Annotated in this window: 17 protein-coding genes; 10 read left to right on the top strand and 7 right to left on the bottom strand. The window is 51.1% G+C overall.

From position 1 onward, the window contains the following. Positions 1 to 151: 151 nt before the first annotated feature. The 5 genes from DESTI_RS06670 (at position 152) to DESTI_RS06645 (ending at position 6,779) form a co-directional block, all read left to right on the top strand. Entirely contained in the window at positions 152 to 436 is a 285-nt protein-coding gene (locus DESTI_RS06670; protein WP_014809198.1) for a hypothetical protein, read from the top strand. Between the two features lie 612 nt (positions 437 to 1,048). After that, complete coding sequence (locus DESTI_RS06665) at positions 1,049 to 1,711, top strand: CerR family C-terminal domain-containing protein (RefSeq protein WP_014809196.1); 663 nt, start codon at positions 1,049 to 1,051, stop codon at positions 1,709 to 1,711. Between the two features lie 109 nt (positions 1,712 to 1,820). Continuing rightward, entirely contained in the window at positions 1,821 to 3,014 is a 1,194-nt protein-coding gene (locus tag DESTI_RS06660; RefSeq protein ID WP_014809195.1) for an efflux RND transporter periplasmic adaptor subunit, read from the top strand. Between the two features lie 13 nt (positions 3,015 to 3,027). After that, a complete protein-coding gene (locus DESTI_RS06655) occupies positions 3,028 to 6,147 on the top strand; it encodes an efflux RND transporter permease subunit (protein WP_014809194.1) in 3,120 nt (1,039 codons plus the stop codon). Between the two features lie 404 nt (positions 6,148 to 6,551). Continuing rightward, positions 6,552 to 6,779 carry a hypothetical protein gene (locus DESTI_RS06645; protein ID WP_014809193.1) on the top strand — a complete coding sequence of 76 codons (228 nt, stop codon included), beginning with the start codon at positions 6,552 to 6,554 and terminating at the stop codon, positions 6,777 to 6,779. Positions 6,780 to 6,832: 53 nt separating this feature from the next. Here DESTI_RS06645 and aroB read toward each other — a convergent pair whose 3' ends face one another. The 6 genes from aroB to aroF are packed head-to-tail and all read right to left on the bottom strand — an operon-like array spanning position 6,833 to position 13,695. Next, positions 6,833 to 8,431 carry a 3-dehydroquinate synthase gene (gene aroB / locus DESTI_RS06640; protein ID WP_014809192.1) on the bottom strand — a complete coding sequence of 533 codons (1,599 nt, stop codon included), beginning with the start codon at positions 8,429 to 8,431 and terminating at the stop codon, positions 6,833 to 6,835. After that, on the bottom strand, positions 8,432 to 9,607 hold the full coding sequence (gene aroC, locus DESTI_RS06635; RefSeq protein ID WP_014809191.1) for a chorismate synthase: 1,176 nt from the start codon (positions 9,605 to 9,607) through the stop codon (positions 8,432 to 8,434). Continuing rightward, positions 9,601 to 10,443, bottom strand: a complete 843-nt coding sequence (locus tag DESTI_RS06630) for a shikimate dehydrogenase (RefSeq protein ID WP_014809190.1) — start codon at positions 10,441 to 10,443, stop codon at positions 9,601 to 9,603. Before DESTI_RS06630 ends, aroC begins: the two co-directional genes overlap by 7 nt. After that, complete coding sequence (aroA, locus tag DESTI_RS06625; protein ID WP_014809189.1) at positions 10,437 to 11,771, bottom strand: 3-phosphoshikimate 1-carboxyvinyltransferase; 1,335 nt, start codon at positions 11,769 to 11,771, stop codon at positions 10,437 to 10,439. Before aroA ends, DESTI_RS06630 begins: the two co-directional genes overlap by 7 nt. An 11-nt stretch (positions 11,772 to 11,782) precedes the next feature. Then, positions 11,783 to 12,658, bottom strand: a complete 876-nt coding sequence (locus tag DESTI_RS06620; RefSeq protein ID WP_014809188.1) for a prephenate dehydrogenase — start codon at positions 12,656 to 12,658, stop codon at positions 11,783 to 11,785. A gap of 23 nt (positions 12,659 to 12,681) precedes the next feature. After that, positions 12,682 to 13,695, bottom strand: a complete 1,014-nt coding sequence (gene aroF / locus DESTI_RS06615) for a 3-deoxy-7-phosphoheptulonate synthase (RefSeq protein ID WP_014809187.1) — start codon at positions 13,693 to 13,695, stop codon at positions 12,682 to 12,684. A gap of 355 nt (positions 13,696 to 14,050) precedes the next feature. Here aroF and pheA point away from each other — a divergent pair, with 355 nt between their 5' ends. From pheA to aroQ, 5 genes are all read left to right on the top strand, one after another. Further along, the gene (gene pheA / locus DESTI_RS06610; protein WP_014809186.1) at positions 14,051 to 15,136 is read left to right on the top strand and encodes a prephenate dehydratase; all 1,086 of its coding nucleotides are present in this window, start codon (positions 14,051 to 14,053) and stop codon (positions 15,134 to 15,136) included. An 852-nt stretch (positions 15,137 to 15,988) separates the two neighbouring features. Then, positions 15,989 to 17,266, top strand: coding sequence for a two-component system sensor histidine kinase NtrB (locus tag DESTI_RS06605; protein WP_014809185.1), 1,278 nt, complete (start codon positions 15,989 to 15,991; stop codon positions 17,264 to 17,266). Then, complete coding sequence (locus DESTI_RS06600) at positions 17,267 to 18,655, top strand: sigma-54-dependent transcriptional regulator (RefSeq protein ID WP_014809184.1); 1,389 nt, start codon at positions 17,267 to 17,269, stop codon at positions 18,653 to 18,655. 454 nt (positions 18,656 to 19,109) lie between these two features. Continuing rightward, positions 19,110 to 19,784, top strand: a complete 675-nt coding sequence (locus tag DESTI_RS06595; protein WP_014809183.1) for a response regulator — start codon at positions 19,110 to 19,112, stop codon at positions 19,782 to 19,784. After that, a complete protein-coding gene (gene aroQ / locus DESTI_RS06590; protein ID WP_041286020.1) occupies positions 19,756 to 20,190 on the top strand; it encodes a type II 3-dehydroquinate dehydratase in 435 nt (144 codons plus the stop codon). The genes DESTI_RS06595 and aroQ overlap by 29 nt, the downstream gene beginning before the upstream one ends. A 33-nt stretch (positions 20,191 to 20,223) precedes the next feature. Here the strand turns inward: aroQ and DESTI_RS06585 are convergent, their stop codons facing one another. Then, complete coding sequence (locus tag DESTI_RS06585; RefSeq protein WP_014809181.1) at positions 20,224 to 20,427, bottom strand: type II toxin-antitoxin system HicB family antitoxin; 204 nt, start codon at positions 20,425 to 20,427, stop codon at positions 20,224 to 20,226. Between the last annotated feature and the right edge of the window lie 204 nt (positions 20,428 to 20,631).

Raw genomic sequence — 20,631 nt, 5'->3', positions numbered from 1 at the left:
TTGCAGGATTTCAATGATGATAGAGAGAGCGGGTTTGTGAGTTCTTAAATTGATCCGGAATTGCCCTTTGGCTGTCATGGCGTTCATGTCGGTTGTTGCAGAATGCATTAATTTTACTATGAAGGCATAACCGACAACAAAGGAGATGCCCATGACTCTGAACGAAGCTCTGGACCGAATACGCTCTGAATTCGAGTCAGCGAAGGCAGAAGGAATCAAGCCGTCCATCAGGGTCTCAGGAGAAGAATGGGTATGCACGTTGGATCGTAGTCGGTCAAAATTCGTTGTGGTTGCAAAAGAAAAACATTTAATGCTCGTTCACATGGTTTCCAAGCAAAAGACACCTGATGTCACCAGGATCAATGTCCCGGACCATAGTCAACAGAACCTGATAGACGACGTACAAAAGATCGTAAACACCATGTATGAAGAATGATTCGCCTTTCCGCTTTGAATCCCCTGTTCAGGAGCAATCCCCGAACAGGGGTAGCGATCAACATCTCGATTTTGATGAGAGGGGAATGATAGTCGTTAACTTTGCTTATTTTTATCGTTTGTTCCGGACGAGCATCTGAAAATAGGCTGGCAATTTAGCGGCTGCGTCAAAAGTCATTAAATGTATTGGCTGTAAAAAGCAGGAAGACGGACGGCAGACTGACTGGATAGTGAATAACGAGAATCTTTCGGGTCCTCTCGAGCAGTGAGACCTATAACACCTGTCATTGCGAGCGAAGCGAAGCAATCGCCTGAAATGCGGCTCCTGAGTCTGGAGATTGCCACGTCGCTATGCTCCTCGCAATGACAACATTTCATGCAATTGCTGAATGGACCGTTCCGATGCTTTTAAGGGAGCTATCCTGGAACAGGGGCAGAGATCGATCACTCACCATATCCTCATCCTCACTCCACTGTGCATGAGAGATCTCCCAATAGCTTGCATTCATCCATTCTCCCGCCCGAACCAGCTATTTTAAAACAAACGATTGACTTAATACCCTCAGAGGATTACCATCTATCATGTTGTTAGATCTTGCTGGGAATTTGAACAATGCGCAGAAACCACAAACATACATCGGATGCCAAGCAGCGCCTCATGGACGCAGGGCTGGATCTTTTCGGGAAATTCAGTTTTGACGGTGCGAGCACCCGGATGCTCACGAACCGGGCGCAAGTAAACCTATCGGCCATTCAGTATTATTTCGGTGGCAAAGAAGGCCTGTATCGCCAAGTTGTTCGCTCAATTGCCGTGGAGGTAGGGTCTCTCGTGAAACCGCGCCTTAACGAGATCGAAATACAATTGCGGGAAAATCCCTCTCGAGAGCAGGGAATCCAACTTTTCTGCGATCTCATAGATTTCATGATCAGCCAATTCCTTGGATCGCCCCAGACACAGAAATGGCTAAGCATCGTGATTCGCGAACAGATGGAGCCGACAGAAGCTTTCGATATATTGTACGATGGATTTCTCGGTCCGATGTTCGACTGCTGTTTTCGGCTTGTCAGTACGGCTTCCGGAGCTTCCGAAAACGATCCGGAAGTTAAGGTGCGTACCTTCGCTTTAATGGGGCAATTGCTCACGTTTCACATTTCCCGTGCATTGATCCGTCGGAATCTAAACTGGACTCATTACGGGGAAGAGGAAGTGAATGCAATTCGCAACACCATTCTCGGTCATGTCAGAACCGTTCTGCACAGGAACGGTGACATTTGAACGCGGGTTCAGTTTACCGTATGTGCACGAGCCGATTCTCATTGAATCGGCCAAAGCTTGAGCTGACCTATTCAGTTCAGAACTCGTTTTTTTCTCAGAGGAATGGCAGATGAGATTTTTGAATGCAGCGTACCGGAGTAGCTTGTTAGTGATGGCAGTACTGGTGCTGGTCGCGGGCTGCGGTCAACAACCCAAAACTCAGGGTCCCCCGCCTCTTCCTGAGGTGACCTGGAGCCATCCCGCGCGGGACGATGTAACACAGTATATGGAATATACCGGTACAACCGCGGCCATTGAGTCCGTGGACGTGCGAGCCAGGGTATCAGGCTATCTGAACAGCATTCATTTTGAACCTCGTGCTCGTGTGAATTCCGGCGATCTTCTCTTTGTCATCGATCCGCGTCCCTACAGAGCAAAGGTAGAACAAGCTCAGGCTGCGGTGGATACTCAGAAGGCAGCGTTGCGCATCCGGGAAATCGAATTGGAGAAATATAGTAATCTCGGAACCAAGGAAGTTGTCGCTCAGCTCAAGATCGACGATGTAAAGGCCGCACGCGATATGGCCAAGGCGGAACTGGAACGAGCCAAAGCAAACCTGGAAGCGGCAAAATTGGAACTGGATTACACGAGTGTGGTCAGCCCCATTTCCGGGCGGGTGAGCCGGAACATGCTGGATGTGGGAAATCTGGTGGGAGCTAACGAGAACACGTTGCTGGCCAGTATAGTGAACGACCACTTCGTGTACGTGTATTTCAACATGAGCGAGGCCGACCTGCTCCGCCTCATTCGCACCTTCAGGCGGGACAATCCGAATGTGGTTCTTACACATGCTCCAAGGGAGGAAGTTCCCGTAACTATGGGCCTCGCGGACGAGAATGGCTATCCTCACAGAGGAAAGCTGGATTACACGGATGTGAGACTGGATTCCTCCACGGGGACCATCCAGATGAGAGCAGTTTTTCCCAATGAGGACGGAATCCTATTTCCTGGAATGTTCGCTCGTTTGAGGATCCCGGCTCAGACCAGGAAAGCTCTGCTTGTTCCCGATATGGCGGTGTTTACCGATCAGGCCGGAAAATATGTACTCGTATGCAACGATCAAGACACCGTAGAAGTGAGAAGGGTCAGGACTGCGGAATCGGTGCAAGAATTTCGCGTTATCGAGTCAGGTTTGAATCAAAAAGATCGGGTGATTATAAATGGGCTGCAGCGGGCCCGTCCAGGTACGATGGTGAAAGGATCGCAGTCGCAACTTCACATCTCGAATGCTGCTGCAGCTTACCCGGAATTGCTGAGAAATTAATGGAGTATCGCCTGTGCTGAGCCGGTTTTTTATTGATAGACCCATATTTGCTTCGGTTATTTCCATTCTCATCGTACTCGCGGGAGCCATTTCGATTTTCAGGCTTCCCGTTTCCGAATATCCGGACATAACCCCTCCTGTTATCCAGGTGACCGCGTCCTATCCGGGAGCGAATCCCCAGGTGGTAGCCGATACGGTAGCCGCACCCATTGAGCAGGAAGTCAATGGGGTGGAAAACATGCTGTACATGAGCAGCACCAGTGCCACTGACGGCTCGTACACACTCAGAGTCACCTTTGAACTGGGCACTGACCCCGATACGGCCACTATTCTGGTCCAGAACCGGGTAAACCGCGTGATGCCCAAGCTTCCCGAAGCCGTACAACGCCAAGGGGTAACAACGAACAAACGTTCCACCAGTTTTGTCGCGGTTTTTTCACTCTATTCCCCGGATAAACGATATGACGACCTCTATATAATCAATTACGCAACAATCAATATTAAAGACCGACTCGCCAGAGTGAAGGGCGTCGGAGATGTAATATACTTTCCTACAAAAGATTACGGCATGAGAATATGGCTGGACCCGAACCGGCTGCAATACAACAATCTCACCGTTGCTGACGTTCTGGATGCACTCAAACAGCAAAACGTGCAGGTAGCCGCGGGGCAAATCGGCCAGCAGCCTGCTCGTCAGGGACAAGACATTCAGCTTACCGTTCAGACTCTCGGGCGGTTGACTGAAACGGAGCAGTTTGAAGACATCATTGTGAAGGCTGGCGATTCCGGCCGTATTACCCGCATCAAAGACGTGGCGCGAGTGGAATTCGGAGGGAAAACGTACGACACGCTTTCCTTCTTTAGAGGGCTTCCTTCCGCGAGCATCGTCATTTTTCAATCACCCGGCGCCAATGCTCTGGAAGTCGCGGACAGCGTCCGGTCGGCAATGGAAGAATTGAAGAAGGATTTTCCCGAAGGACTCGATTACACGATTGTGTACAATGCTTCGGAATTCGTCCGAGCTTCAATTCATGCCGTTATCAAGACGCTGCTGGAAGCGTTTTTCCTGGTTTCTCTCGTAGTCTTCATATTTCTCCAGGACTGGCGTGCGACTCTAATTCCGGCAATCACCATCCCCGTGTCGCTCATGGGAACATTTGGAGTCATGTCTCTCATGGGGTACTCGATCAACATGATCACCTTGTTCGGGATGGTGTTGGCCATCGGCATTGTTGTCGACGATTCCATTGTCGTCGTCGAGAACGTGGAACGAAATATGCGTGAACATGGTTTATCTCCACGAGATGCCACTATTCGCGCAATGGGTCAAATTACCGGTGCTGTCATCGGAATAACGCTGGTTCTCATGGCCGTGTTCACACCTGCAGCATTCCTGACCGGGATCACCGGCCAACTGTATCGCCAATTTTCACTCACCATTGCCTTTACGACTCTGTTCAGCGCGATAAATGCTCTGACTCTCAGCCCGGCTTTATGCGCGCTGTTTCTTCGACCTCACGACGGGAAGCGGAATGTCTTTTTTCGATGGTTCAATGACGGTTTTCAGTGGTTTACGGACAAATACTCGTCTCTCGTCACCATCTGTGTGCGACGGTTGTTTATCAGTACCGCAGTGTTTGGGATTTTCATTGCAGTAACTTTCTTCGGATTAATGAAAACCCCCTCAGGATTTGTGCCCTCTGAAGATGACGGACTTATTCTGGTGAACGCTCAATTACCGGATGGAGCTTCGCTGGGCCGTACCAAGAATGTCATGCAAAGCGTTGCAGAGATTCTCAAGAATACTGACGGAGTACGGAACTTTAACCTTCTGACCGGTTGGTCCATTATTGACGCGGTGGGAGCAAACCAGGGCGGAGGGTTCGTAGAGTTAACCGACTGGAGTGACAGGCTAAAGAGAGGTAGGACCAAGAATGTCATTATGGGGGAACTGTTCGGGAAATTCTCCAGTATGCAGGAAGCTATAGTCTTTCCTTTTTCCCTTCCACCCATCCGAGGAGCAGGTCAGAGCAGCGGTTTCGAACTCCAGGTTCAGGACAAGGGAAGTCTCGGATTGGTGGCCCTGGAAAAAGCTGCCACTGAAATAGCCGACGCGGCCAGGGCACGACCTGAACTCCGCAACGTAAACGCGACATTCAGGGCCGAAGTGCCTACGGTGTTCGCTGAAGTGGATCGGACCAAGACCATGCAGCTCAAGGTTCCCCTTCAGAATGTATTCGATACCATGCAAGGTTCTCTGGGCTCTACGTACGTAAATGATTTCAATAAATTCGGGCGTACGTGGCAAGTTCTTGTTCAGGCCGACACCGATTTTCGAATGAAACGAAGAGACATAGCCAAGCTCCAGGTGAGAAATCGTGAGGGCAAGATGGTTCCCCTGGGGACCATTGTTCAGATAAAGGATACTCTCGGACCGCAGCGCGTGGAGCGCTACAACCTCTTTCCATCAGCGAAGGTGTTCGGAGAATCCGTTCCCGGCGTAAGCTCCGGGACTTCCCTTGATATTGTTGAAAAAATTGCAGGGACAACATTACCCAAAGGCATGGGATACGAGTGGACCGGCATGGCGTATCAGGAAAAGAAGACTTCAGGAGAAATGGGCATTGTTCTGTCGCTCGCCATCCTGGTCGTGGTGTTGATTCTTGCCGCTCAGTACGAGAGTTGGATCGATCCGCTTGCGGTAATTCTGGTGGTTCCTCTTGGGATCCTTGGCGCGATCGCAGCATTGTACATACGGAACTTCGACAACAATTTGTATACGCAGGTGGGGCTCGTACTTCTTGTTGGACTTGCAGCCAAGAATGCTATCCTCATCGTGGAGTTTGCCCGCCGTCGTTATGCCGGAGGCATGAGTTCCGAACAGGCAGCCGTCGAAGGATCGACGATTCGGCTTAGGCCGATTCTCATGACTTCCCTCGCGTTCATCTTCGGTGTGCTGCCCCTCGCTCTGGCAACCGGAGCCGGAGCAGCCGGACGACAAGCTCTGGGGACGGCAGTGGTCGGTGGAATGCTCGGCGTCACCGCGCTCGGCATATTCTTCACGCCGGTTTTGTATGTTCTACTGAAACGTTTGACCGACAGGAAACGGAGCAGCCAGCCCGAGACTGTTTAGTGGTTCTGCAGTTGTAAGCAGCGTTTAGATTATAGGTGTTGAAGAGAAACCCGGCGCAGTTATGGTCAGCATAGTGAAAATCATCCTGACATATTGAGCGCCCCAATCAGGAGATTGCCACGTCGCTTCGCTCCTCGCAATGGCATCTATTCATGTTCAGTACTGAATGGTTCACCCCATGCTGTTTCGTAACGTTTCCATCAACATTGGTCCGCAGAGACACCGGTCCTCTACTGTTGCCCTGGTAGCAGCCGGCCTCCGTGCCGGCGAACTGGATTTCTTGGAAAAAAGTGAATTCCTTTCATCTGCCTTCTTCCAATTGAAGTCCGTAAGACCCCTTGTCTTTTCTCTTGACCGCCTCTTCCCAGTGATTAAGTAAACCGAAGACCAGCAGGAGGCGAAAGATGACCGAAGATTACGAGGAGAGCTTCACCCAGTCCGAGGCGATGAAATTTCTCACCGAAACAAATGATATCAGAATGGAAGAGGAACTGACCCGTCCAAGAGTCGAGATCTGGCCGTACGATGAATGGCAGGCATGGATAGCGCTGCACGATTCGAAGCGGCGGTCGATTCTCTGCCACTTGGAGTCAATGATAGCAAGTCCGTTTTGTGCAATGGGATATCATTAATGTTATGGCATAGCGAGAATTAGGAACCCCGCTCCTTCGGAGCGGTTTTTTTGTCAAACTCGGAGTTCCGACAAAACATGCAGGAGAACACCGGAGGCAACCGAACAGCCGTACTGAACTTCCCCGATGCTGCGGATAAGGACGAATCTGATCTGACCGTCTCTGGTCTTCTTGTCCGAAGTCATAGCAACAACAAGCTCTTGAGGGTCCATAGTATGCCGAACAGGAAGCCCCACCCTCTCGAGCAGGGCTTCAACTCTTTGCGACACTGTCTGTTCGCACAGGCCTGTCTCAGACGATAGCCGAGCCGCTGCAACAAGCCCTATTGAGACTGCTTCGCCATGAAGTAACGAATAATTGCTGCACTTTTCCAATGCATGCCCAACCGTATGCCCAAGATTTAATGTTTCTCGCAAACCCGATTCAAATGGGTCCTGTTCAACGGTATCGACCTTCACCCGGATCGATTGCGCGATGCTTTCGACTCCTGAATCATTGGGATTAGCCTTTTCAAAATGCTCGAATAATTCCGGGTCCCTGATTACGGCGTGCTTGATTGATTCAGCCATTCCCATGAGGAATTCCTTGTGCGGCAGAGTTTGCAGACAAGCGGTATCCGCAATGGTAATGAGCGGCTGCTTGAAAGCTCCCACGAGGTTTTTCCCCTGGGGCAAATCCACCCCGGTTTTGCCTCCCACACTCGAATCGACCATTGCCAACAGCGTGGTAGGACACTGAACAAGATGCACACCCCGCATGTACGTTGCCGCAGCAAATCCCGCGAGATCTCCCACCACACCGCCGCCCAGAGCAATAACTGCTCCGCTGCGGTCGAGACCGTACTTGAGGAACGCCTCGTACAGTTTTTGAACTTCGCTCAGGTTCTTGCTCGGTTCTCCGGAACGGATGATGCAGGCCTCAGGGTTGAAACCGGAAGCTTTCAATGACCCCAGCAGAATCTGCAAATATTTATCTGCAACCACATCGTCGGTAACAACCATGCATTTTGACGAAATACCCCGATCACGGAGCATGGTTCCGGCTGTTCGCAACATTTCCGGTCCAAGCACTATGGTGTACCCCCCTCGGTCATGGGTCTTTACCGGAATGAACTGGGAGGAACCATCAACGTCCCGAACAATATTGAGGGCGCGATGGGCAGTTTCGTCCGGTTCCATACCGGTCGTATCGACATGAAACGGAAGGGAAGCGTACGCGGCAGATCGCCCTGCAAGTAAGCTCTTGATTCTCTGCTCACTGTCTTCGCAGTTCAGAAGAGGTCTATGCTGATGGCGTTGCGTCCGATGCAGAATAGTGGGGATAGAAGCGTCCAATCTGATAATGATTCCATTTCGGCTCAGTAACTTGCGATTTTCGGGGTCGAGCAGCATCCCGCCGCCCGTGGCGATAACAAAGCCTCTCGTCTCGGACAGTTCCCGGCAGACTTCCTTTTCATACCCGCGAAAGCACTGTTCCCCCTCCTGGGAAAAAATGGCGGCTACTGACTTTCCCGATCCCTGTTCAATAATCGTATCGGTATCCAAAAAGTTCCGGCCCAGCAGCGCAGCAAGCCTCTTGCCGACGACACTCTTTCCGGTTCCCATGAAGCCTGTGAGAATGATGTTTCCGGGGTAAGTTATAGAAGATGGCATTTACTCGTATCCGAAGTTCCAGTGAGTGTTGTTCATGACGAGCCGATCCAACTGTCCGGATCGTAAATCTTTGAACCGGGGTTTCATTTCCTCAATGCTGTCACCACCGAGCTTTTCCAGCAGCGCCTCCGCGAGAACAAATGCCATCATGGCTTCACCGACTACTGCTGCCCGGGGAACCGCGCATACATCGCTTCGTTCATACACGGTTCGAGCCGGTTTTCCGGAAGCCAGGTCAACGGAATTCAGTCCTTTGAGAGTTGTGCTGATGGGCTTCATAGCTCCCCGGACGAGAATGGGTTCGCCGGTGGTAATTCCGCCTTCGATGCCGCCGCTGCGGTTTGTTTTTCGCGCAAGCTGTTTGCCTGAAGAATCCACAATGATTTCATCATGCACATCTGTGCCCAACGATCCCGCATTCTCGAATGCGTTGCCTATTTCAACTCCCTTGACGGCGGGAACAGACCCCACAGCAAAGAGCAGACGAGCGGAGAGTCTTCGTTCCCAGTGCACGTGACTTCCCAGTCCGGGTGGAACGCGTAGTGCGAAACACTGGAAGATCCCCCCAAGAGTATCCCCTTCCGACGCTGCTTTTTCGATTTCCTGAATCATGAGCTCGGCAGTTTCGGCATCGGGACATCTCACCACATTCGATTCAGCAGACCTGAAAAGCTGCTCGTGTTCGGAATTCTGAACCTGCAGAACGATCTTGCCTATGGAAATTACGTACGAACCCACGAAAATATCAAATGCTTCAAGCAGTTTCTTACACACTGCTCCGGCAGCAACCCGGGCAGCAGTCTCCCGGGCAGAAGCGCGTTCCAGGCCGATCCTCAGATCCGGGTACCCGTATTTTATCGCTGCATTCAAATCCACGTGACCGGGTCTCGGCACAGTCATAGGGGGGATTTGCTTTTCCCTCCACGACTGAAAATCACGATTTTCAATTACCAAGCAAATAGGAGCTCCTGTAGTAAGACCGCCCATAGCGCCTGCGGTGATGCGCGCCCGATCTTTTTCTATGGTCATGCGCGCACCGGAACCCGCACTTTTTTGCCTCCGGGCGAGATCCGTTCCGATATCCTCGGATTGCAGCGGTAATCCGGCAGGCATTCCTTCCAGAATAACAGTCAGCTCGGGACCGTGAGATTCGCCGGCTGTAATAAACCTCAGCATGATAAAATTGCCTCTTTCATGACGTGAACAGGCGCTTCTCGGTCAGTCCAAATCTTGAATGCCTCCGCGGCCTGGTGCACGAGCATTCCCAGTCCGTTCACAGCGAGTGCGCCGCTATCTTCGGCAATTTCCAGGAATCTGGTTTTTGCAGGGTTGTACACAAGATCGTACGCGAGAGCGCGTCGTGGGAAACCAATATCGTGCGGCCATGGTGAAAGCTCTTCGAGTGGGGTCATTCCCAGGGGTGTGGTGTTCACTACGAGATCGAAATCACGTGCGGAATCCCGAAGACTCTCTGCTGAGATTGACCCAATGCGATTTTGGGCGCTTTGGCTCGACAGCTCATCAATGATAAGACCAGCAGTGCCGGTGTTTCTCGACAGAATGCTAATATCGGCTCCGCGTTGACAAAGACTGTACGAAACCGCTCGTGCCGATCCACCCGAACCCAAAATCAAGGCTTTTGCCCCCGAAGGATCGAACCCGATTTCCGTCAGATGATTCAAAAAGCCTGACCAGTCCGTATTAAAACCTGACAACGTATCTTCTTGTACCAGAATCGTGTTTACTGCGCCAATCTGTTGCGCATCTGCCGATATGTCGTTGAGATAAGGAGTGACTTTTTCCTTGTGAGGAACTGTAACATTTGCTCCCCGAAAACCAAGTGCGATCAGCCCTTTCAGCGCATCAGGCACATTCTGGGGCCGAACGGACAGAGGTACGTACTTCCAATCCATATTGAGAGCGCGAAATGCGGCATTGTGCATGGTAGGGCTCAGGCTGTGAGACACCGGGAATCCGATGATTCCAACCAGATTGGTAGTTCCTTTCACCACTGGACGTCAGCTCCCAGATTCCTGAGCATTTCCGGGAAGTGAGGAAAGGAATCCTCAAGAACGCGCCATCCGCGAATGGTGGTTTCACCCTGAGCGGTAAGTCCCGCGACGGCAAGACTCATCGCGAGCCGGTGGTCTCCGCGTGCATCCACATCCGCTCCTTTCAGGGAAACAGGACCATGGATGATCAGGCCATCGGGTTTGGTATCAATTTTCGCCTCCATCTTTGTCAATTCTTCTGCTACTGCGCTAATTCGATCGCTCTCCTTGAGCCGAAGCTCGCGAGCATCGGAAATGACGGTAATTCCGGTGGCCTGTGTAGCAGCGACAGCGAAAATCGGAAATTCGTCGATCATTCTGGTAACCGTGTCGCCGCGTATTTCGGATGCAGCCAGTGTGCTGCTTTTTACATACAGATTTCCCGTGGGCTCACCATGGATATCAGGCGAAGGTTCAATCCGTATGTTCGCTCCCATGGAAATCAGGACATCAAGAAGCCCCGTGCGGTGCGGATTGAGGCAAACGTCCTGAAGCTGTAATTCCGCATCAGGCACAATGAGTCCTGCAACAACGAGAAAAGCAGCAGAAGAAGGATCGGAAGGCAATTTTAGATCCAATGCAGGAATGCGCTCCACCGGTCCGGTTACTTCCGCAGCGTATCCTTTTTTCGGCTCTTCCCATTCGGATACTGGGACTCCCAATATCCGGAGCATCCGTTCCGTGTGATCCCTGCTCTTGTGTGGCTCGAAAACAAGGGTTTTCCCTTCCGTAAAGAGTCCCGACAGCAGCAATGCAGACTTCACCTGCGCACTCGCGACGGATAACACGTGCTCCGAAGGATTAAGCCTCCCGGGGGAAAAAAATAAGGGAGCATTGCCGTTTGCGGTTCGTATGACAGCACCTTTTTGTTGCAAAGGCTTGACGATACGATCCATGGGACGCATACGAAGCCGATCGTTCCCATCCAGAGTCGACTCGAACTGTTGCGCGGCAAGCACACCGGCAAGCAAGCGCAGCGTGGTGGCAGATCCGCGGCAATAAAGCGGCTTCTCAGGTCTGGTGAGTCCTGACATGCCCTGCGCTGTTATCGTCAAATCCGCAGACCCGGTGAATGCACCGTTTTCGATCTCCAGGGCGACCCCAAGGGATTGCAGGCATTCGATCATTGCCTCGGTGACTCCTGCTTTCAGGCAATTGCGAATGTGAGACGTACCATCAGCAAGAGCAGCCAGCAGCAGAGCGCGATGTGAAAGCGATTTATCTCCGGGCAGAGTAACAGAACCGCGCAATGATGCGGATGGGTGTATTTTCAGTAATTCATTCTTCATGAAGATCCACTTTAGAAAAGTTTGTTTGTGTCGCACGATCTACGCGTCATGCGGATATGAGTCAGTTTTTCCCGCAATCCTGCTTCGTCCCCGGTCGTCAGTAAACGAGCGAAGTCGCCCAACTGTTCGGTTGCAGTCTCGATCATGGCTAACACATTGTCTTTATTGGCTGACAGAATATCCATGACCATGTCGATGTTTCCGGCTGCAACTCTGGAAGTATCCCGAAAACCGCTGGATGCCAGCTCCCACACCTGGGGAACGGTTCGTGCCGTCAGGTCCGCAGAAGACACCAGGCTTGCTGCCAACACATAAGCCAGATGACTGACGCAAGCTGCTGCCAGATCGTGCGTTTCCGCATCCATGACAACAACGCGGGCTCCCACGGTTTCGATCAATTCTTCAAGGAGACGGACCGCTCTCGGATCGGTATCTTCAGTCGGCACAACGACCCATTTCTTGTTACGGAAAAGCTCAGGATCTGAGGCCTGGATGCCTGCAGTCTCTTTCCCGCACATGGGATGACCGGCTATGGGTTGGATCTCGGGGGGAAGCTTCCGCATAGCCTCGACTACGTTTCGTTTCACACTTCCCATGTCCGTCAGAACAGTGCCCGAATCCATAAATGGATAAAGTGTGGCAATTTGCTGTTCTATGGTACGGACCGGCGTTGCCAAAACCGTCAAACGAGCACCTGCAAGAATATCGGGAAGGTCTGTGAATACACGATCGGCAGCTTGGAGAGACACTATAGATTCCCCGTTTTCAGGGCTTCTCGTAAATCCCCTCACTTCCTTGCACGCACGGGTCGATACAAGCGCCCTTCCCAGGCTGCCACCCATCAATCCCATTCCGATAATCGCTACGGTGCACTCAGACAGTTTCAATACGGCTTCTCCTACCAATTGACCTAAAGAGTACGGCCGACCGCTTCGGCAATGGGCTTCAATTCCTTCATAAGCTCTTCAAATTCGTGCGGCCTGAGGCTTTGAGCGCCATCGGAAAGAGCAACTTCAGGATCGGGATGGACTTCAATAATCAGACCGTCCGCACCGGCTGCAATTGCGGCTTTACTTACAGCGGCAACGTACTCGCGCTTTCCGGTCCCGTGGCTGGGGTCTACGACAACAGGAAGATGAGTCAATGACTTGAGCACGGGAATGGCATTGATGTCCAAAGTGTTGCGAGTGTATGTCTCGAAGGTACGTATGCCTCGTTCGCACAGGATCACCCGAGGATTGTTGTGGCTCAGGATGTATTCGGCCGCGTTGAGGAATTCTTCGATGGTGCTGGACATGCCCCTCTTCAGGAGCACCGGCTTATGAGACTCACCCACTGCATTGAGGAGAGCGAAATTCTGCATGTTCCTCGCACCTATTTGAAGCACGTCTGCATACTGCGCAACCAGGGCCACCTGCTCAGGTGCGGTCACTTCCGTAACTGCTGCCATACCGGCCATGTCACGCGCCTCGGCCATAAGTTTCAGACCTTCTTCTCCCAATCCCTGGAAGCTGTACGGAGAGGTTCTCGGTTTGAAAGCTCCTCCTCGAAGTGCAACCGCTCCGGCTTTCTTAACTGCCAGAGCGGTCTCTACGATCTGTTCCCTGTTTTCAATAGCGCACGGGCCGGCCATAATAATGATCTTGTTTCCACCAATTTGGGAACCGTCAATCGAGAAGACCGTATTCTCCTTCTTGAAATCCCTCGAAGCCAGTTTGAACGGCCCGAGAAGCGGGACAACACGCTCGACTCCATCAAGCGATTCAAAGCAATTAGTGTCCACCGCGCTGTTGTCACCCATGACGCCGACGATGGTCCGGATTTTACCTCTGGACAGGTGCGCCTTCAGACCCAAGGAATCAATTTTATTGAGTACCTTGGTTATCTGATTCTCCTTTGCTTCTTTTTTCATGACGACCACCATAAGATTTCTCCTCAAAAAAAAAGATGCGGAGCATTTGCTCCGCATCTTTTTTGGTATTGGTTTTATGGATTACCTTCAGCCGGAGCGCGCGACCTCGTAGGGGGGAAAATAATACCACCCAAAATAAAAGCCGAATGCGCTGAGCTGATAGGTTCTATCCATGGTTAAACAAGTCCTCTTGGAGACGATTCTCACACAACGGGGAGATGCTGTCAAGGTTTTTTTAAAAAAACCAAATAGTCCTGAGATGTTGCGACGTTCACTATACGGAACTTGCTTTTTCATCCGTTCACGGTAAATAATTCGGTCTGTGCCACACCCTGGAAAACCAAATGTACTCCGAAATGAGAGATCAATGACTTCCAGCACTATCGACGAACTGAGAGCGGAAATCGATGCACTTGATGCCACCATTCTGAGACTTCTCAACCAAAGAATGTCCTTTTCCCGGCAAATTGGACAGTCAAAGAATTCCCTGGGTCAGAGCGTTTTCGATCCTGACCGGGAGGAGCGCGTCCTGGCGCGTTTACGTGACTTGAATGACGGTCCGCTTCCGGAAATAACGCTAAGAGCCATATACCGGGAAATCTTCTCAGGTTCCCGACTGCTTCAGGAACCCATAACCGTAGCATTCTTCGGCCCTGCCGGAACGTATACCCATGAAGCCGCCCGGGAACGATTCGGACGATCCCTGCCCTTCACAGCGTGCGAGAGCATCACGGAAGTGTTCCACGAAGTGGCACAGGCAAGAGCGCAGTTCGGCGTGGTCCCCATAGAAAATAGCATCGAGGGATCCGTCAGTGAGACGCACGACATGCTCATGACATCCACGGTAGGCGTATGCGGAGAGATTGCTATTCGCATCAGCCATACGCTCATGAATCTTTCCGGAAAGATGGAAGACGTCAAAATCGTCATGTCACATCCCCAGGCCCTTGCGCAGTGTAGATCGTGGCTCGCCAGAAAGCTCCCCGGAATTCCCCTCCAGGAAACATCCAGTACTGCTGTGGCAGCCGAAAAGGCCAGAGCCGATTCCCGGGTGGCGGCAATAGCGAGCGAAACCCTTGGCACGGACCTGGGACTCAAGGTGATCAGAAAAGGTATCCAGGATAGGCAGGAAAACATTACGCGCTTCCTTGTTCTCGGTACCTTGAAACCACCCCCCACCGGGAAAGATCGGACTTCAATCGTCTTTTGGACCGAAAACGAACCGGGAGCTCTATTCAGAATTCTCGAAAAATTTTCGCGGCGCGGTATCAACCTGTCCCGTATAGAATCTCGCCCCGAAAAAGGCAGTATGCCTTGGAGATATGCTTTTTTCGTAGATCTGGACGGGCACAGGGACGACCCGCAAATAAGCGAATGTCTTGCAGAAATCATGAAAGAGAACAGGCTGGTGAAAGTGATCGGTTCGTTTCCGAAGCAGACACTTCTTCAATAGAAATAAACAAATTGATGCTTGAAATCATCATATTATATGCATTTCTTAAATTAAATTCTCAAAACTGTTGACAACCAATCTTTTTTGTGAGACAAAGATTTCCAACAGAGAAATAAACCATACCCTATTCGGCCCGGTTTTCCGGGCCATTTTTTTGTGGCGTGACTTATAGCAGTCGCTAAAATTAGTGTCCGGTTGAAAATCAGGAATATTGGTGGGTGCCGTGCCTCCGTGCCGGCACATCTTCAATATGATCAATGATATCGATACAATGGACCGACAGGGACGTCGGTCCCCACTAGTATCTTGTATTGGAGCATGGGATAAACGTCAGAATTCTTGGCAATCGCTATGTACGGATTGGCTTTTCTTTTCATAATCTGGGACGCTGAGGTATCCTTCGCTCCGGACGACGCAAAGCCGTCTGATCACTCCGCTCAGAACACCTCAGCCTTCGCCATCTCATATGCATAATTGCGAAATGGTATTATACGCAACGCGTCCGATGCTTCCGTCCATTATGCGCGGAAAAATACACTCATAACACGCCATGCCATACTTTGGCATCTTTTCATCGATTGTTTTCGAGGAATACTTACTTTTCAGGTCAATGTACTTGACTTCAGCTCGCCGTCACCGATACTCTTTAACGCACTTGGAATCGGCATTCTCGCGCGCGTGCCGCAATTCGTTTCTTATTTTTGGGTCTCCAATCTTGCGCGACAATGCAGGCGCGTTTTCGGCAAAATGTGAGCTGCGACGTCGGACGGCGGCGACGAATTAACTCGCAACAAATTGACAAAACACCTTGGCCGCGGATCGGGTGACTCTGCCGACACGAGAAAATCTGCCATGAACAGGGAAGTCTCCTCTGAGAACGAACTTTTATGTCGATCGGTACGCAAGTCCGGTTCGGGTTTCATTGTGACCGACAAGAGCGGTCGTATACTTTTGTCAAACCCGTCTGCTCAGAGGATATTGAATTGCGACTTTGCGATAAAAGGCTTGAACATATCCGAAGTGACGAACAATGGGATCTCCGTATCGCCTTCACTCCGGGAACGAGAAGGACGTTTCATTGTCCCCTTGGGATCGCATGAGCGGATCATCGAGTATAGCTTGGAATTTTTGCCTCAGGACGATGCTTATTTCATCCTCCTGAGGGACGTGACGCGAACCGAAGACCTGGAGAAACGCCGATTGGATTTACAGCAGCTTTCCACAATGGAGAAGATGGCGCGTAAGCTCAGTCACGAGATTCGAGATCCGCTCGCAGTGATTTTTGCAGGACTGCAATTGCTGGAGACTTCCTCAAGTCTGAATCGGGGAGATGTGGAAAACTTGCGATTCGTACTGGAGGCGGCTCGTTCGGTCGTTGCTGTTGTGAACAGGTTTTCAGAAGTGCTGATGCCTGTAGAAGATGCTCCTTCCCGGATAAACGTGGCGAAGCTCCTCGCAGAGTGTGCCGGACATTTTGACGCGTCCGCATCGAGCAAGGGGATACAGTTGCGCAGAGTTGCAGGACCGGAAACATGGATCCTCGGCCATGAAGCGGCTATAACCAGGGCCATGTCTCACATCGTTCTGAATGCTCTGGAAGCATGCAAATCCGGGGACACCATCACAATCGGGCACCGAACTATCGACAGGAGTAAGATTTCATCCGTCTTGCCCGGTTATTCCGGAAGCGTTGTAGGCATTTTCGTACAAGATACGGGTCCGGGTTTGTCAGCCGATCTCACCGTAACCTCAGTGTTCAGACCTTTCGTCACCACGAAGAAGAAAGCCATGGGTTTGGGGTTGGCTGCCGCCCGGGACATAGTTGAGTGTCATGGCGGGGTTATATCGTTTAGTTCATGGATTCCCGGCGCAACTGTGCTGGAGATCCTGCTTCCTACTGCCGACCGACCGCACTGTAGACACATATCGAACCCTCATCATGCGCGAGACTGTCATACGTGTGAAGTCCGGTACGGCGAAGATCCACAATTTTGCTGGGCGATAAAAGGACGGGAATACCGGACCAGGACTGGATCCTGGTGCCCTGAATGTCTCGAATGCGAGTATTTCAAGTCTCACAATCTCGGCCTGTACTTCGATCAAAAGAGTGATTCAGAAAGGTTACGGTAAATGGCGGGGACGGTGCTCATCGTAGATGATGAAATTCAACTTGTACGGCATCTGGAGCATCTCTTGCGAACCGAAGGCTACGAACCTATCGGTGTCCACGACGGAAGATCTGCCCGAAAGGCTGTCGCATCATACTTTCCTGACGTGGTTCTCATAGATCTCAAATTACCCGATGTAGATGGAACGCGCCTCCTCACGGAACTCGCTGAAAAGCATCCTTCCGCCGGGTACATCATTATCACCGCATTCGGGTCCATAAAGTCGGCAGTTGAGGCAACCAGGAGGGGTGCCAGGGAATATCTGACCAAACCCTTTGAACCGGATGAACTCCTTCTCGCCGTTCGAAATGCAATGCACGATCGGCTCAGGGATGAGGAAATAAAGCTGCTCCGAAGGACAGGGCCCGTGCTTTCCCGGAGACCCCAGAAGCCCGATGCTGCAATCGAGGAGTACCCCTCCGAAGCCATGCAGGCTGTCATGGTTCAAGCCCGCTATGCCGCTCAGACTGACAGTATTGTGCTCCTTCTCGGTGAAAGCGGGAGCGGTAAAGACTTTATTGCACGGCACATTCACAATAGATCGAAACGCTCCAATGGCCCTTTCTTTGCCATAAACTGCGCTGCAGTGGCTCCCGAGCTGGCAGAATCAGAGCTGTTCGGACACGAACCGGGATCGTTCACCGGAGCGCGTGGGCGTAAGAGAGGATTACTCGAGCTTGCCGAGGGCGGTACCCTGCTGCTTAACGAGATCGGAGAACTCAGCACTCCCATGCAGGCAAAATTGTTGACGTTTCTCGATACCCGTACCTTCACGAGAGTAGGCGGTGAGACGCAAATTCCCGTGAACGCGAGGCTCATAGCCGCCACGAATAAAGAGTTGGAGAAAGAGGTAGATCAAGGTCGATTCCGGAGCGATCTCTATTATCGCCTGAACGTGCTCACTATCAAGGTTCCTCCACTCCGGCGAAGGATGGAAGATCTGCCGCTTCTGGTGCAGGAGATCCTCGGTCAATTGAGCGACGAAATGGGCCTGCAAAGGCCTATAGAAGCAGACGACCGAGCACTTAGGACGCTCTCCGGTTATCATTGGCCGGGAAACATCAGGGAACTGAGGAATGCCCTGGAACGCGGTGTCATGCTGTCCGATTCCGGTCAGATCAATCTGTCTTCATTGGGCGCTGCAGGAGACCAGGAGAATTGGACGTACATGGTGAATTTTCCCCAAACCAAGAGCATTCACGACATTACGCGCGATCTCAAGAGGGCTCTCATTCTTGAAGCGCTCCGGAGATCGAGGGGAAACAAACAGGAAGCAGCCAGATCCTTGGGGCTCTCTCGCCATGCTTTTGCACACCAGATGAAGGCGATCGGTCTCGACGAAGACCGGTGATTAGCACTCTTTCGAGACTGGATTGCGTGTAATTCACGCATCACGTGTTTTCTTAGATGTTTAGAATTACTAATTTATTTCCTGAAAGCGGGATTTCCACACTTAAGCCCGATTTCGCATAACGCTACTTCCCGCCGCGTCAGCCGCATCCTCTTGTTTTCATGTGCATAAATGGACATGCTGAATTGGTATGAATAATGCTGAAACGCGTGTACGAGGACAGCAAGTAATCATTCAGTTACTCGGGGTAAAGAAAACCTTTTTCTGGAATCACAGTTCCCCCGAGTCTCTAAATCCCCCCAACCTCCCTTTATAAAAGGGGGGTAAAGAAGCAACCTGCAATCCCCCCTTAGTAAAGGGGGGCAGGGGGGATTTTTCCCACGAATAACTGAAAGGATACGACAGCAACAGCATTTCTCTTGATTACCGGTTCAATAAAGTGCAGGTTTGTGAAATGGACAGAGTATTGATTGTGGATGACAATACAACCTTGGCCTACTTCACTGCGAGGAATCTCGAACGTGACATCGAAGGGCTGTCAGTGACAATTGCCGCAGGTTATCACGACGCACGAGAGCATATGAAGGGGCACGAATTTCGCGCGGTAATCTCAGACCTTCACCTGACGGACGGGAACGGGCTTGAACTGATGGATGAAATCATGGAAGAGTCGCCGGGTACTCCGGTCATACTCATCAGCGGAGCCCCCCCTCCCCCGGAGTTAAGGCCGGATCTCTTCGGATTTTTGTTGAAACCATACGAAGCGCCGGCACTATCGGAACTCGTGAGAGCCGCTTTGAGCACGAAGAAAGGCAGCTCTGCCGACACGATTGAAATTGGCCATGAGTCGGATTCCGTCGACTATGATGTTCATTCTGTGCGCAATCAGTTGTGCGCATTGTTGACAGGACTTAGAGCCTTCGAATCAGTCTTGCGTGAAAATGCGGAACACCCCGAAGCCGTACGACGAACAATAGATCGGTACATTGACCGTCTTTGCGATCACGTGCACAAGATATCGAACGAGTTGCCGAAACGCGTAACAAAGAATGCGGCAAACACAAAAAGCAAAGCGAACAAGGTAGAAAGTGAATCGAACAATGAGGATACTGGTAATAAACGGTCCTAATCTTAATCTTCTCGGGACGAGAGAACCCGACATATACGGGACTACTACCCTTAAGCAAATAGATGAAAAATTAGCCAAGGCAGCACAGACTGCAAATATTCAGCTCCATTCTTTTCAATCCAACCATGAGGGCGCATTGATCGACATTATTCAGGAGAAGATGGGATGGATGGACGGTATCATCATCAATCCCGGCGGCCTGACTCATACAAGCGTTTCCCTGAGAGATGCCATTGCCGCAGCAGGAGTGCCTGCGATAGAAGTGCATTTGTCCAACATTCATAGAAGAGAAGAATTCAGACACGAATCGGTTCTTGCAGGCGTATGTACCGGGCAGATAGCCGGTTTCGGAGAATATTCGTACTATCTAGCGCTGGAAGCTATGAAAAGTATGCTATCGAGCTAATTATCCGATTGATGTTAGGTCGGAAAGTCTACTTCATACAACGATTTCCATGATTCGGTCACCGTCTGTAACTTTGGGCTGTTCGACAGACACAGATAGACAACCTTCAACGGCTTCATAGATATTCTTCAGTAGTTCCTCGAATGTCTCTCCTTGTGTGGCACATCCGGGAATCGCGGGGATTTCCGCCCAGTACCCCCCTTCCTCGGCTTCGTGTATCACTACCTGCAATTTCATTGAGTTCACCTCTTATTTATGCACTTTGACTCACATTTATAGTTTATGAACTTTCATCACTTTATTGAACTGGTTTGTCGTTTTCTGAGCTACACAATTGTGCTTGCAGAAAGAAATACGGTCACCAAGAGAATCACTCACGAATCGTAGGCTCGGTTCGCTCATACTGTTATCTGTGGCATGTAGAAGTCAGCATCTTCTATG

It is taken from the genome of Desulfomonile tiedjei DSM 6799, from assembly GCF_000266945.1.
Taxonomy (GTDB): domain Bacteria; phylum Desulfobacterota; class Desulfomonilia; order Desulfomonilales; family Desulfomonilaceae; genus Desulfomonile; species Desulfomonile tiedjei.
Note: the sequence above shows the minus strand (reverse complement) of the source record. Positions and strands in the feature narration are given on the sequence as shown.